Origin of the sequence: Oryzobacter telluris (genome assembly GCF_043099285.1) — a bacterium.
Taxonomy (GTDB): Bacteria; Actinomycetota; Actinomycetes; order Actinomycetales; family Dermatophilaceae; genus Oryzobacter; species Oryzobacter telluris.
On record NZ_CP170723.1, the window covers coordinates 2,227,607 to 2,240,407 of the forward strand.

Below are 12,801 nucleotides of genomic sequence, written 5' to 3' on the forward strand. Positions count from 1 at the left end.
GGCAGCGGTGCGGATCGTCGTCTCCGGGACGCACGCCGTCGGCAAGTCGACGCTCGTGTCGGACTTCGCGCTCGCCCACCCCACGTACGTCGTCCTCCCGGACCCGTTCGAGCTCGTCGACGAGGAGGACGCGGCGTCGGCCTGGTCCTTCGTCGCCCAGCTGCACGTGGCCGCCGAGCGGCTGACGGAGTGGGGACCGGGGTCCGACGTGGTCGCCGAGCGCGGGCCGCTCGACCTCCTCGCCTACCTGCGCGCGCTCGACGACCTCGGTCGTGGGTCGGTGGCGCCCGGGCTCCTCGCGACGCTGGAGGCCGGGTCGGCCGAGGCGATGGGGCACGTCGACCTCCTCGTCGTGCTCCCGCTCGACCCGGCGGCCGGCATCTGGGTGCCCGACGACGAGGACCCCGAGCTGCGGGAGGCGATGGACGCGGCCCTGCTCGACCTCGTCGAGGACCCAGACCTCGTCGGTGCGGCCCGCGTCCTCGAGCTCACCGGACCACCCGAGGCCCGGCTGGCACGCCTCACCCGCGCGGTGGACGGCCCGACGCGCCCGGGCTCCTAGCGGACGAGGCGGTCGAGGAGGCGCTCGACCTCGGCGGCGGGGTCGGCCACCGATCCGCCGTGCACCGGCCCGGGCTGCAGCACCGTGGAGCGCGGCGCCGTGATCCAGCCGAACCGCTTGCCCGGGGTGGAGAGCGAGGCATCGACCTCGGACGGCGGGCGGTCGCACATCGTGCCCACGGCCTCGAGGGCGGCGCGCAGGGCGTCGAGGTCGGCGTCGGGGGCGACGGCCCGGATGCGGGGCTCGTCGACGTGCCAGGCGCAGCGCAGCACGCCCGCCGACTGGGAGTGGACGACGACGCCGACGTTGAGGCACTCGCCGCGGTCGACTCGCGGGACGAAGCGCAGCACGACGTACTGGTAGGGGTGGCTCATGCCGCGCCCCCGATCCACGCGGCGGGCTCGGCGAGCCGCAGGGTGAGGTGCTCGACGTACGCGGCCCGCACGGCCTCGGTGTCGGGAAGGCTCGCGGTGGTCTCGAGCCACTCCTCGGGGACGAGCCCCACGACCTCCGCGACGACGTCGGGAGTCACCAGCGGCCCGAGCCGCTCGTGGGTCGCGGCGACCGGGTCGGCGACGGCGGCGAGGACGTGGCCGGTGGGGTCGAAGGGCTGCTCGACGAAACGGCGCACGTTCGGCGGACGGCTCGGCCAGCCGTGGTGGAACCACAGGGACGCCCCGTGGTCGATCGCCCACGTGCGGCCGTGCCAGACGAGGAGGTTGGGGTTGGCCCAGGTGCGGTCGACGTTGGCGGTCCAGGCGTCCAGCCAGAGGATGGCGCCCGCCTCCTCCGCCGACGGCGGGCGCGACCCGTCGTACCCGAACGAGCCCGGGAGGAAGTCGACCCCGAGGTTGCGACCGGGGCTGGCGTTGAGGAGGTCCTGCACCTCCTCGTCGGCCTCGTAGCGGGCGATGGCGGGCGGGAGGTCGACGACGGCGAGCTCGGGCGTGGGGATGCCGACCCGCCGGGCGATCTCCCCGACGAGGACCTCGGCGACGAGGACCTTGCGCCCCTGACCGGCGCCGGAGAACTTCACGACGTAGGTGCCCAGGTCGTCGGCCTCGACGACCCCGGGGAGCGAACCGCCCTCGCGCAGCGGCACGACGTAGCGGGTGGCGGTCACGGACGGGAGCACGTCCTCAGGCTAGCCACCGCCCCGCAGGAGGGGCACGGCGGCCACGAACGGGTGCGGCGCAGGCCAGTAGGGTTGCCGGGGTGAGCACCGAGCAGCGACGCCTCGCCGGCCGCTACGTCCTCGAGACGCCCATCGGGCGTGGCGGGATGGGCGAGGTCTGGCGTGGCACCGACACCGTCCTCGGCCGCGAGGTCGCCATCAAGACCATCGACCTGCGGTCGGTCCACGACGAGACCGGCGCCGCGCGCTTCGAGCGCGAGGCCCGCGCCACCGCGGGGCTGAACCACCCCGGCATCGTCACCGTTCACGACAGCGGGGTCGAGGACGACACCGCCTTCCTCGTCATGGAGCTCCTCCCCGGCCCCTCGCTCGCCGAGCGGCTGCGTGAGGGACCGCTGCCGGTCGAGGAGGTCGTCGCCGTGGGGGAGCAGGTGGCCACCGCCCTCGACGCCGCCCACGCCCGCGGCCTCGTGCACCGCGACATCAAGCCGGGCAACATCGCCTACGCCGAGGACGGGCGCATCCGCGTCCTCGACTTCGGCATCACCCAGCTCGGCGACACCCCCGGCTCGCAGGCCCTCACGGCCACGCACACGGTCATGGGCACGGCCGAGTACCTCGCGCCCGAGCAGGCGCTGGGCGGCCGGGTCGACGGCCGCGCCGACCTCTACGCGCTCGGGTGCGTCCTCTACGCCCTCCTCGTCGGCCACGCGCCGTTCCGCGGCCCCACCCCGGTCGCGACGATGATGATGCACGCCAACGACCCGGTGCCCGACGTCCGCGAGCTGCGCCCGGACACCCCCGACTGGCTCGCCGCGGTCGTCACCGGGCTGCTCGCGAAGGACCCCGACGACCGCCCGATGGGCGCCGCCGCGGTGGCGGCCGCCCTCGGCGACCGCGAGCCCGTCGCAGGGGTCGCCACGACCGTCCTGCCGGCCGCCGCGGCCGGTGCCGCGGGCGCCGCCCTCGGTGCCGACGCGACCCGCCGTCTCGACCGCGTCCCCCCGCCGCCACCTCCCACGGCACCCGTGACCACGGCGCCGCGCCGCGACGACCGTCGTGGTGGCGGCGGCGGGTCGGCGCTCACCTGGCTGCTGGGCATCGTCGCGCTCGTCGCCGTCGGCCTGCTGCTGTGGAACCTGCTCGGGCTGGGCGAGTCCGGCGACCCCGGGGCGTCGCCATCGACCACCCCCGCGTCCTCCACCCCCGCCCCGGCGACCTCGACGCCGGCTCCGACCACCGAGAAGCCATCGCCGACCCCGACGCCGTCGGAGACGGCCGACCTCCAGGGTGACGTCGAGCGCTCGCTCGGGGCCCTCAGCGACGGGATCGCCGACCAGGAGAGCCAGGGCGCCCTGGAGAAGGACGCCGGGAAGAAGCTCAACGACGCCGTCCGCGACGTGCGCCAGGCCCTGCGCAGCGGCGACGAGCCCGACAAGGTCGTGGAGCAGGCCGACAAGGTCGACGAGGAGCTGGGCAAGCTCGTCGCCGACGGGAAGGTCACCGCCGAGACCCAGGCCCAGCTGCAGCCGCTCGTCGACGACCTGCGCAGCAAGGCCCAGGCGTACGCCGACGGGAGCTGACCGCGGCGCCGGCCACGGAGCCCACGACACGACGAAGGCCCCGAACCACGTGTGGTTCGGGGCCTTTCGCTGGTGTCCGAGGGGGGACTTGAACCCCCATGCCCGATAAAGGGCACTAGCACCTCAAGCTAGCGCGTCTGCCAATTCCGCCACCCGGACGAGTGCTGCGGGCCAGGCCGGGGAGGCCTGCCTGCGGACCGGAACATTACACGGTGAGCGGCGTGATCCGAAATCGCGGGGGTCGCCCGCGGGTCGTCCCCGGGTCGATCCCCGACGGCGCCGCCGAGCGCGGGGTCAGGCGTCGAGGGCGCCCTCGTACCAGTGCGGTCCGATGCCCTCGGCGAGCTCGGGGGAGGGCCTCACCACGCGTCGCGACGTCCCGTGGGCGGCCATGATGTCGGCGAGCCGGTCGAGCCGCTCGGCCGCCGTCCGGCAGCCCTGGGCCCGCACCTCGGCCGGGTACCGGCCGACACCGTCGCCCCAGATGGCGCGCCCGGCCATGAAGCCGATGGCGCCGGCCCGCGCCCCGATCTCGAGCTGCTGGGCGAAGCCGTCGAAGGTCACCCCGGCCGACAGCAGGACCCACGGCCCGTCCACCGCGGCGTCGAGCGCCTCGCACGCCTCGGCCGCCCGTGCCCGACCGTGCTCGGTCCCGATGAGCGTGGGGAACTCCATCTTCATGATGTCGCCACCGGCCCGCCGGTAGCTGGCGCCGGCCGCGAGGACGCTCGCGGTGCGGGTGTCCTGCACGGCGGGGTCCTCGAGCGACTCGCCCTCGCGGGGGAACCACAGGGGCTCGAGGACGAGGGGCAGCTGGAGCCGGGTGCACTCTGCCGCGACCTCGGCGACGACGGCGTGGTGCCGCTCCTGCAGCTCGTCGGGGTCGTCGTGCCGGTGGAAGACGACGAGCTTCGCGGCATCGGCGCCGAGGGCCGCCAGGCGTTCGGGTCCCCAGCCGGGCTTGAGCCGTAGCTCGAGGTCGAAGCCAGTGGCCGTGCCGGGTGCGTGATAGAGGTCCTCGAGGCCGGAGATGAGGCCGACGTCGCGGGGGAGGGCGCCGCCCGCGACCGCCTGGGCGAACGACGTGGCGGGGTCGAGGAGGAGCGCGGTGGCGTGCGGCGCCATCGCCGCCACCAGCTCGAGCTTGGACTCCACGACCTCCTCGTGCGTCACCGTCGAGAGGTCGTCGTCGAAGAGCACGCGGTACGACTCGGGGTGGTCGATGGCCGCGACCCTGATCCACCCGTCGGCGTCCGAGATGCGTGCGGTGCGCCGCAGCGTGCCGAGACCGGACAGGATTGACGCGTCGCTCATGCCTCCCTACGGTACCCATCACCATGGCCACGTGGGTTGACGTCGGAATCGACTGCGGGACAACAGTCACCAAGGCGGTCGCTGTCGACGACGACGGCACCGTCCTCACCTGCGCGGTCCGGCCCACCCGGTGGGACACCTCGGGACCCGACCGGTCGGAGCGTGACGTGGCCGCCCTCCTGGCCGACGTCGACGACGTCCTCGCCGAGGTCTGTGCCTCCGTCCCCGGCGCGCGGGTCCGGTCGGTGGGGGTCTGCTCCATCGCGGAGTCGGGTGTCCTCCTCGCCGACGACGGCAGTGTCCGCAGCCGGATGATGGCGTGGCACGACGCCCGCGGGGCGCACCAGGCGGCCTCCCTCGACCCCGGGCTCGCTGCCCTGTTCCCCGCCCGGACCGGCCTGTCGGTGAGCCCCGTGCCGACGCTGTTCAAGCTCCTCTGGTTGCGCGACGAGGGCGGCGTCGACCTGCACGGCCTCACCTGGCTCGGGGTGGCCGATGCCGTGGTCCACCACCTCGGCGCCCCGGCCAACTGCGAGCGGTCGCTCGCGGGGCGCACCGGGCTGCGCGACGTGCACGACGACGGCCCGTGGTCCCCGGCATTCGCGCTGCTCGGGGTCGGCACCGACCTCCTTCCTCCGGTGGTCACCGCCGGAGCGGCGATCGGCAGCGTCCGGGCCGACCACCCGGTGGCCGCCGCCCGCGGAGCCGTCCTCACCCTCGCCGGGCTGGACCACCTCGCCGCCGCCGTGGCCGTGGGCGCGGAGGAGGTGGGGAGCGTGTGCGACTCGATCGGCACGGCCGAGGCCCTCACCGCGACCCTCGCCGCACCCCCACCGCCCGACGCGCTCGCGACCCTGGTGTCGCACCACGCCTCGGCCCACGCCCACGTCCTCGACGGCGCGACCTGCGTCATCACCGGGCTGCGCACGGGCCTCGTCCTCGACCACGTGCTGACCCGCCTGGGCGCCCGCACCCGCGAGGAGCGCCTCGCCCTCGACGCCGCGGCCCGGGGTGTGGCCCCGGAGCCCGGCGTCGGGCTCGCCGGCACCTCGCTCGACGCCGACCGCGGTGTGTCGGCAACCTGGCCCGATGGCACGACCCCGGCGGCGGCGTGGGCCGGCGCGCTCGCCGTCCTCCGGGAGGGGGTGGCGTCGCGGCTCGCCGCCGTGCGCGAGGCCGGCGGGTCGGTCGACCACCTCGTCGTGACGGGCGGCTGGGCGCACCTGGCGACCGTCCTGGACAGCCGCCGCGACCTCGCGGCGCGGATGACCGTGGTCGCCCTCGACGAGCCCGGCGCCGTCGGCTCGGCCCGCTTCGGGCGCTGGGCGGCGGAGCAGGGGGACGGCACCGACCCGACGCGACAGCGCGGTCCTGCCCCCGGCTGGTTCGGCCCGCCACGCGCCTAGGGTGGAACCCATGACCGCCACCGACACCGCCACCAGCCGTCCCGAGGACGAGGTCGTCCGGATCTGCCGCGAGCTCATCCGCATCGACACGAGCAACTACGGCGACGGCAGCGGGCCGGGGGAGGCCGCGGCCGCGGCCTACGTCGTCGAGCAGCTGCGGGAGGTGGGGCTCGAGCCACAGACCTTCGAGAGCGACCCGGGCCGGGTCAGCGTCGTCGTCCGGATCCCCGGTGCCGACCGCGAGCGGGGGGCGCTGTGCGTCCACGGCCACCTCGACGTCGTGCCCGCCAACGCCGCGGACTGGTCGGTCGACCCGTTCGCGGGTGAGGAGCGCGACGGCTGCATCTGGGGCCGCGGCGCGGTCGACATGAAGGACATGGACGCGATGATCCTGTCGGTCGTCCGGCACCTGGCTCGCACCGGCACGGTGCCGCCGCGTGACCTCGTCGTCGCCTTCTTCGCCGACGAGGAGGCCGGCGGCACCAAGGGGTCGCACTTCCTCGTGGGCCAGCACCCCGAGCTCTTCGAGGGCGTCACCGAGGCGATCAGCGAGGTCGGCGGGTACAGCGTCACCCTCACCGACAAGGAGGGGAAGGAGCGGCGCACCTACCTGCTCCAGACCGCCGAGAAGGGCATCGCCTGGCTGCGGATGACGGCCCACGGCCGCGCCGGCCACGGCTCGGTCCCCAACGACGAGAACGCGATCGTCCGCCTCGCCGAGGCCATCGCCCGGATCGCCGCCCACAAGTGGCCGCGCGAGTACATCCCGTCGGTGCGCACCCTGCTCGACGGCCTCTCCGAGCTCACCGGCACCGGCTGGTCCGACGAGGACCTCGAGGAGCTGCTCGCCCACCTCGGCGGGGCGCAGGGGTTCGTGCGCGGCACGCTCCAGGACACGAGCAACGTCACCATGCTCGACGCCGGCTACAAGCACAACGTCGTCCCCCAGCACGCGTCAGCCAACGTCGACTGCCGCTTCCTCCCCGGCCACGAGGAGGACCTGCTCGCCACCATCCGCGAGCTGGCGGGCGAGCACGTCGACGTCGAGGTGCTGCACCGCGACATCGCGCTCGACGCGCCGTTCGAGGGCGCCCTCGTCGAGGCCATGGTCGCGGCCCTGCGCACCGAGGACCCCGACGCCGAGGTGCTGCCCTACTGCCTCTCCGGAGGCACCGACAACAAGGCGCTGTCGCTGCTCGGCGTCACCGGCTACGGGTTCGCCCCCCTGCGGCTGCCGGCCGACCTCGACTTCGCGCCGATGTTCCACGGCATCGACGAGCGGGTGCCCGTGGAGTCGCTCCACTTCGGCGCGCGGGTGCTCCTGCGGCTGCTGGAGACCTGCTGACGCGCCACGCCCGGGCGCGGCGTCAGCCGTGGGTGATGCCGGCGTGTCGTGGCCGGATGATGCGGCGCCGCAACCAGGTCCGCGTCCGGCCCCCGACGTAGACCACGGAGCGCTCCAGCTCCCAGCGGCCGTACTCGGCGTGCTCGGTCAGCCGGCGCCGGATGTCGCCCCGCTGCGTGTCCCGTCCGAACGACAGGACGAGGTACTCGTACTCGACCACCGCCACATTGTGCTCCAGGACCGGTACGGTCGGAACCATGTCCGCCGACCCGCGTGCCGCACTGACCCAGCTCGTTGCCGCTCTCGAGCGCCACCTCGAGGCCAGCAGCACCCGCCACGGCGAGGACGACCCCACGGTCGTCGCGGCGTACGAGGACCTCGCTGACGCCTTCGAGGAGTACGACGGCGCCCTCTACGACGCCTACGGGGAGATGACCCCCCTCGACATCTACACCGGCGATGAGGCCGGTGACGATGACGATGAAGATGACGACGAAACCGACGGGGACGACCCGGACGGCGACGGCGAGGACGGCGACGAGCTCGACGACCACGACGACGAGGACGGCGACGACACCCGCCTGTTCACCGGCCTCGACGACGACATCGAGTACGAGGACGACCGGAACCGCTGAGCCGCAGGGCTGCCCAGCCCAGAGGCCTCAGCCGTGCTCGGCCGAGACCTCGTCGAGCGCCACGACGATCTGGTCGGGCAGTTGGACGTCCTCGGACTCGAGCAGCGCGGCGAGCTGCTTCGGCGTGCGCGGACCGATGATCGGCGCGATGACGCCCGGCCGGTCGCGGACCCAGGCGAGGGCGACGACGGCGGGGGAGACACCGAGGCCCTTCGCCGCGGTGTGCACGGCGTCGACGACGCCGCGCGTGTGGTCGCCGACGTGCCGCCCCGCGAACCGGGCGAACTCGTCGGAGGCGAGCCGGGAGTCCGCGGCGACCGTGGTGCGGTAGCGACCCGCGAGGACGCCTCGGCCCAGCGGTGACCAGGGGAGCAGCCCGAACCCGAGGTGGGCGGCGGCGTCGACGAGCTCGCGCTCGGGTGAGCGCGCCACGAGGCTGTACTCGACCGAGTTCGCCACCAGCGGCACCTTCTCCTGCGCGAGCAGCGACATCGTGCGCGCGGCCTGCCAGCCGGAGTGGTTCGACACCCCCACGTACCGGGCGCGCCCGGACCGGTGCGCGTGCACCAGCGCGTCGACGGTCTCCTCGATCGGGGTGTTCTCGTCCCAGGTGTGGGCGACCCAGACGTCGACGTGGTCGGTGCGCATCCGGCGCAGCGAGGTCTCGAGCTGCGCGAGCATCGCCCGGCGCGAGCAGTCGACGACCCGCGCGCCCGTGGCGCGGCTGATCCCCGACTTCGTGACGATGACGACCTCGTCGCGGTCGGCGCCCTCGAGCAGGTCGCCGATGATCTCCTCGCTGACCCCGCCGGCGTAGCCGTGGGCCGTGTCGATGAGGGTGCCGCCGGCCGCGCGGAAGGCGCTGAGCAGGTCGCTCGCGTCCTCGGGGGAGGTGCGGGTGCCCCACGCCATGGTGCCCAGCGCCAGCCGGGACACGGTGAGTCCGGAGGCCCCGAGACGGCGGGTGAGCATGGCGTGGACCCTATCGGGGGCCACCTCGATACCGTTGGCGCCATGCGGCTCGGGATCATGTGCGGTTACGCGGGAATGGGCCTGGGCCCGGGGACGGTCGAGCTGGTCCGGGAGGCCGAGCGCCTCGGGTACGCGCAGGCGTGGGTCGCCGAGGCCTACGGGTCCGACGCCCCCACCGTCCTCGCCTGGCTCGGCGCCCAGACCGAGACGATCGGCCTCGGCGCGGGCATCATGCAGATCCCCGCGCGCACCGCCGCGATGACCGCGATGACCGCGGCCACCCTCGACACGCTCACGAACGGGCGCTTCCTCCTCGGGCTCGGCGTCTCGGGGCCGCAGGTCAGCGAGGGCTGGCACGGGGTGCGGTTCGCCCGCCCCCTGGCCCGCACTCGCGAGTACGTCGACGTCGTCAGGATGGCGCTGCGGCGCGACCAGGTGCGCTACGACGGCGACTTCATCACGCTGCCGCTGCCCGACGGGCCGGGCAAGGCGCTCAAGCTGACCTTGCGCCCGCCGCGCCCGGACCTGCCGATCTACCTGGCCGCCGTCGGACCGCAGAACCTGCGCCTCGCCGGGGAGGTGGCCGACGGGTGGCTGGCCGTCTTCCTGTCGCCGGAGCACTGCGCCGACCAGATGGCAGCCGTGCGCGCCGGCCGGGAGAAGGCTGGCGCGGGGGAGCCGGGTGACCCGATGGCGGGCTTCGACGTCGTCGCCACGGTGCCCGTCGTCGTCACCGACGACCTCGAGGCCGGTCGCGCCGCCGTCGCCGACTACACGGCCCTCTACATCGGTGGCATGGGCAGCCGCGAGCAGAACTTCTACAACCAGCTGGCCCGGCGGATGGGCTTCGACGACGCGGCCGACCGCATCCAGGACCTCTACCTCGAGGGGCGTCCCCGCGACGCCGCCGCGGCCGTCCCGTTCGAGCTCGTCGACCAGACCGCCCTGGTCGGGCCGCCCGCGCGGATCGCCGAGCGTCTCGCCCGGTACGCGGCCGCGGGCGTGAGCACCGTGTCGGTCGCGCCGTACGCGCGGACCCCGCAGGAGCAGGCCGCCGTCCTCGGTGTCGTCGCCGACGCCGCAGCCTCCCTCACCTGACCCAGACCTGCTGCGTAGGGTGCTCCCCGTGCCCGTCGAACTGAGCTACCTCCAGGCCGTCATCCTCGGGATCGTCGAGGGACTCACCGAGTTCCTCCCGATCTCCTCCACCGGTCACCTGACCATCGCCGAGCAGCTGCTCGGCCTGCCGGTCGACGACAAGGCGGTCACGGCCTACACGGCGATCATCCAGGTCGGCGCCATCGCGGCGACCTTCCTCTACTTCGCGAGGAAGATCGCCCGGCTGTTCATGGCGTGGGTCAACGGACTGCTGACCGCGGAGAAGCGCGAGGACCCCGACTACACCCTCGCGTGGGCGGTCATCGTCGGCTCGCTGCCCGTGGGCGTCGTCGGCTTCCTGGCCCGCGACGTCATCTCCGGGGCGCTGCGCAGCCTGTGGGTCGTCGCGGCGGCGCTCGTGCTGTGGAGCATCGTCATCTGGGTCGCCGAGCAGCGACACGACGTCCTGGAGAAGCAGGGCCGGCAGCGCGACGAGCACGGCGTGACCGTCAGGGACGGGCTCGTCATCGGTCTCGTGCAGTGCTTCTCGCTCATCCCGGGCGTCTCGCGCTCCGGCGCCACCATCTCGGCCGGGCTGATGCGCGGCATCGACCGGGTCACCGCCACCGAGCTGTCGTTCTTCATGGCGATCCCCGCACTCACCGCGGCCGGCCTGTTCGAGCTCGCCCGCGGCTTCGACGACGTCGTGGCGCTCGGTGTCGGGCAGATGCTCGTCGGCATCGTCGTGGCCTTCGGGACGGCCTACGCCTCGATCGCGTGGCTGCTGAAGTTCGTCGCGTCCAACTCGCTGCGGCCCTTCATCTGGTACCGCGTCGCCCTCGGCGTCCTCGTCGCCATCGCCCTGTCGGCCGGCTGGATCGCGGCCACCTGACCCGGGTCAGAGCCAGCCGGACTTCCGGAAGGCCCGGTAGAGCCCGCCGCACGCCACGCCCATCACGGCGAGCACGATGAAGTATCCGTACTGCCAGCGCAGCTCGGGCATGTTGTCGAAGTTCATCCCGTAGACGCCGGCGATCATCGTCGGCACCGCGGCGATGGCGACCCACGCCGAGATGCGGCGCATGTCGGCGTTCTGCTGCACCGAGATCTGGGCCAGGTGCGCACCGAGGACGTCGGTGAGCAGCCGGTCGTAGGACTCGACGTGGTCGATGACGCCGTGCAGGTGGTCGGCGACGTCGCGCATGAGAAGGCGCAGCTCGCCCTCGGGCACGGGGCTGCGGTCGGAGCGGTGCAGCAGCTGGAGCGGGACCGACAAGGGGGCCGCCGCCCGGCGGAACTCCAGCACCTCGCGCTTGAGCCGGTAGATGGCCGCCGAGTCCATCGGGTCGCCCGAGAACACCCGGGTCTCGATCTCGTCGAGGTCGGTGCCGATCTCCTCGTCGATGGCGCGGTAGCTGTCGACGACGCCGTCCATGATCGCGTGGAGGACGGCCATCGGTCCCAGCCGCAGCCGGTCGGGCTGGGCCTCGAGCTCGTGGCGCAGGCCGGCGAGCGGGCCCGCCTCGCCCCGGCGCACGGTGACGACGAACCGGTCGCCGACGAAGACCATGAGCTCGCCGGTCTCGATGTCGGAGGTCTCCTCGACGTACCGCAGCGGCTTGAGGACGACGAAGACCGTGGTGTCGTAGAGCTCGATCTTGGCGCGCTGGCGGCCCTTGACCGCGTCCTCCACGGCGAGCGGGTGCAGCTGCAGCTCGTCGTCGACGTCGTCGAACTCGGCCTGGGTGGGGTCCTTGAGCCCGATCCACAGGAAGTCGCCGGGGTCCCCGGTGGCGCGGATGGCCGCCAGCTCGTCGCTGAGGTCGCCGCACGGCATCCGCGTGCCGCCGAGGTAGAGGGCCTGGTCCACGATCACGTCGCCCATTGTGCGGCTGGGCGGGACCGCGCGGACGACTTCCCGACGGCGCGCCGGTCGGCCGTCGTCGCGGACACCTACAGTTGGGCCTCGTGGCCACCGTCCTGCTCCTGCGTCACGGTCACTCGACCGCCAACGCCGCGGGCGTCCTCGCGGGGTGGAGCGAGGGGATCGGACTCACCGACACCGGGCGCGAGCAGGCCGGGCGCGTGGGGGAGCGGCTGGCGCCCATCACCGTGGCGCGCGCCGTCTCGAGTCCGCTCCAGCGCTGCCTGGAGACGGTGGCCCTGGCGCTGCCCGACCACGGCGTGACGACGGACGAGCGGCTGGGCGAGTGCCACTACGGCGGATGGACGGGACGCCGCCTCGCCGACGCCGCCAAGGACCCGCTGTGGCGCGTCGTGCAGGACGACCCCGCCAACGCGATGTTCCCGCCGCACGACGACTTCGCGTCGGAGTCGTTGGGGGACATGGCAGCCCGCGTCATCGGGGGAGTGCGGGCGCTCGACGCCGAGGTCGAGGCCGAGCACGGGGCTGATGCCGTGTGGCTCGCGGTCAGCCACGGCGACCCCATCAAGTCAGTGGTCGCGGAGGCCGTGGGGGCCGGACTCGCCGGCCTCCAGCGGGTGCGCGTCGACCCCGGCAGCGTGACCGCCGTGCACATCACCGCGACCCGGATGGTGCTGCTCGCGAGCAACACCGTGCTCGGCGACCTCGGCCCACTCGTGGCGCGGCCACGGCACGCCCCGCCAGGTGACTCCGAGGTCGGCGGCGGCGCCGGCTGACCCCCGGCCTTGATCGGCGCCGCTGTTGCGAATAATGTGCAACAAGCGGTGTGGACGGAGCACGACGTCGGCCTCGCGCAGACCTGACCC

14 protein-coding genes and 1 tRNA gene are annotated in these 12,801 nt (G+C 74.0%); 8 read left to right on the forward strand and 7 right to left on the reverse strand.

The genetic code is table 11. The features are described 5' to 3' along the window. The first annotated feature begins 7 nt into the window (after nucleotides 1–7). Complete coding sequence (locus ACFLFB_RS10180) at nucleotides 8–562, forward strand: AAA family ATPase (protein ID WP_392542059.1); 555 nt, start codon at nucleotides 8–10, stop codon at nucleotides 560–562. Here ACFLFB_RS10180 and ACFLFB_RS10185 read toward each other — a convergent pair. After that, nucleotides 559–936: a DUF3037 domain-containing protein gene (locus ACFLFB_RS10185; protein ID WP_392542060.1), complete on the reverse strand. Its 378-nt coding sequence runs from the start codon at nucleotides 934–936 to the stop codon at nucleotides 559–561. The genes ACFLFB_RS10180 and ACFLFB_RS10185 overlap by 4 nt on opposite strands. After that, entirely contained in the window at nucleotides 933–1,697 is a 765-nt protein-coding gene (locus ACFLFB_RS10190; RefSeq protein ID WP_392542061.1) for a HipA family kinase, read from the reverse strand. Before ACFLFB_RS10190 ends, ACFLFB_RS10185 begins: the two co-directional genes overlap by 4 nt. Before the next feature lie 80 nt (nucleotides 1,698–1,777). Between ACFLFB_RS10190 and ACFLFB_RS10195 the strand changes: the two genes are divergently transcribed. After that, nucleotides 1,778–3,280, forward strand: a complete 1,503-nt coding sequence (locus ACFLFB_RS10195) for a protein kinase domain-containing protein (RefSeq protein ID WP_392542062.1) — start codon at nucleotides 1,778–1,780, stop codon at nucleotides 3,278–3,280. A 70-nt stretch (nucleotides 3,281–3,350) separates the two neighbouring features. Here the strand turns inward: ACFLFB_RS10195 and ACFLFB_RS10200 are convergent. Then, nucleotides 3,351–3,439 (reverse strand) — tRNA-Leu (locus ACFLFB_RS10200). Nucleotides 3,440–3,574: 135 nt separating this feature from the next. Next, nucleotides 3,575–4,594 carry a hypothetical protein gene (locus tag ACFLFB_RS10205; protein ID WP_392542063.1) on the reverse strand — a complete coding sequence of 340 codons (1,020 nt, stop codon included), beginning with the start codon at nucleotides 4,592–4,594 and terminating at the stop codon, nucleotides 3,575–3,577. Between the two features lie 23 nt (nucleotides 4,595–4,617). Between ACFLFB_RS10205 and ACFLFB_RS10210 the strand changes: the two genes are divergently transcribed. Beyond that, nucleotides 4,618–6,000: an FGGY family carbohydrate kinase gene (locus ACFLFB_RS10210; RefSeq protein ID WP_392542064.1), complete on the forward strand. Its 1,383-nt coding sequence runs from the start codon at nucleotides 4,618–4,620 to the stop codon at nucleotides 5,998–6,000. Between the two features lie 10 nt (nucleotides 6,001–6,010). Then, a complete protein-coding gene (locus tag ACFLFB_RS10215; RefSeq protein ID WP_392542065.1) occupies nucleotides 6,011–7,345 on the forward strand; it encodes a M20/M25/M40 family metallo-hydrolase in 1,335 nt (444 codons plus the stop codon). A gap of 22 nt (nucleotides 7,346–7,367) precedes the next feature. Here the strand turns inward: ACFLFB_RS10215 and ACFLFB_RS10220 are convergent, their stop codons facing one another. Continuing rightward, nucleotides 7,368–7,565 carry a DUF5703 family protein gene (locus tag ACFLFB_RS10220; protein ID WP_392542066.1) on the reverse strand — a complete coding sequence of 66 codons (198 nt, stop codon included), beginning with the start codon at nucleotides 7,563–7,565 and terminating at the stop codon, nucleotides 7,368–7,370. A gap of 37 nt (nucleotides 7,566–7,602) precedes the next feature. Here ACFLFB_RS10220 and ACFLFB_RS10225 point away from each other — a divergent pair, with 37 nt between their 5' ends. Continuing rightward, nucleotides 7,603–7,980, forward strand: coding sequence for a hypothetical protein (locus tag ACFLFB_RS10225; RefSeq protein WP_392542067.1), 378 nt, complete (start codon nucleotides 7,603–7,605; stop codon nucleotides 7,978–7,980). 27 nt (nucleotides 7,981–8,007) lie between these two features. Here the strand turns inward: ACFLFB_RS10225 and ACFLFB_RS10230 are convergent, their stop codons facing one another. Beyond that, the gene (locus tag ACFLFB_RS10230) at nucleotides 8,008–8,952 is read right to left on the reverse strand and encodes an aldo/keto reductase (RefSeq protein ID WP_392542068.1); all 945 of its coding nucleotides are present in this window, start codon (nucleotides 8,950–8,952) and stop codon (nucleotides 8,008–8,010) included. Nucleotides 8,953–8,994: 42 nt separating this feature from the next. Here ACFLFB_RS10230 and ACFLFB_RS10235 point away from each other — a divergent pair, with 42 nt between their 5' ends. Further along, on the forward strand, nucleotides 8,995–10,050 hold the full coding sequence (locus ACFLFB_RS10235; protein WP_392542069.1) for an LLM class F420-dependent oxidoreductase: 1,056 nt from the start codon (nucleotides 8,995–8,997) through the stop codon (nucleotides 10,048–10,050). Nucleotides 10,051–10,078: 28 nt separating this feature from the next. Next, complete coding sequence (locus ACFLFB_RS10240; protein WP_392542070.1) at nucleotides 10,079–10,942, forward strand: undecaprenyl-diphosphate phosphatase; 864 nt, start codon at nucleotides 10,079–10,081, stop codon at nucleotides 10,940–10,942. A gap of 6 nt (nucleotides 10,943–10,948) precedes the next feature. Here the strand turns inward: ACFLFB_RS10240 and corA are convergent, their stop codons facing one another. Then, entirely contained in the window at nucleotides 10,949–11,926 is a 978-nt protein-coding gene (corA, locus tag ACFLFB_RS10245) for a magnesium/cobalt transporter CorA (RefSeq protein WP_392542071.1), read from the reverse strand. A gap of 92 nt (nucleotides 11,927–12,018) precedes the next feature. On the opposite strand from corA, the gene ACFLFB_RS10250 reads away from it, so the two are divergent. Continuing rightward, nucleotides 12,019–12,711, forward strand: coding sequence for an MSMEG_4193 family putative phosphomutase (locus ACFLFB_RS10250; protein WP_392542072.1), 693 nt, complete (start codon nucleotides 12,019–12,021; stop codon nucleotides 12,709–12,711). The last annotated feature ends 90 nt before the right edge of the window (nucleotides 12,712–12,801 follow it).

What these genes read in the sequence shown, in the direction of transcription:
- ACFLFB_RS10235 (WP_392542069.1), top strand. Translation starts at nt 8,995, where the DNA reads ATGCGGCTCGGGATCATGTGCGGTTACGCGGGAATGGGCCTGGGCCCG.
- ACFLFB_RS10210 (WP_392542064.1), top strand. Translation starts at nt 4,618, where the DNA reads ATGGCCACGTGGGTTGACGTCGGAATCGACTGCGGGACAACAGTCACC.
- ACFLFB_RS10205 (WP_392542063.1), bottom strand. Translation starts at nt 4,594, where the DNA reads ATGAGCGACGCGTCAATCCTGTCCGGTCTCGGCACGCTGCGGCGCACC.
- ACFLFB_RS10230 (WP_392542068.1), bottom strand. Translation starts at nt 8,952, where the DNA reads ATGCTCACCCGCCGTCTCGGGGCCTCCGGACTCACCGTGTCCCGGCTG.
- ACFLFB_RS10225 (WP_392542067.1), top strand. Translation starts at nt 7,603, where the DNA reads ATGTCCGCCGACCCGCGTGCCGCACTGACCCAGCTCGTTGCCGCTCTC.
- ACFLFB_RS10215 (WP_392542065.1), top strand. Translation starts at nt 6,011, where the DNA reads ATGACCGCCACCGACACCGCCACCAGCCGTCCCGAGGACGAGGTCGTC.
- ACFLFB_RS10185 (WP_392542060.1), bottom strand. Translation starts at nt 936, where the DNA reads ATGAGCCACCCCTACCAGTACGTCGTGCTGCGCTTCGTCCCGCGAGTC.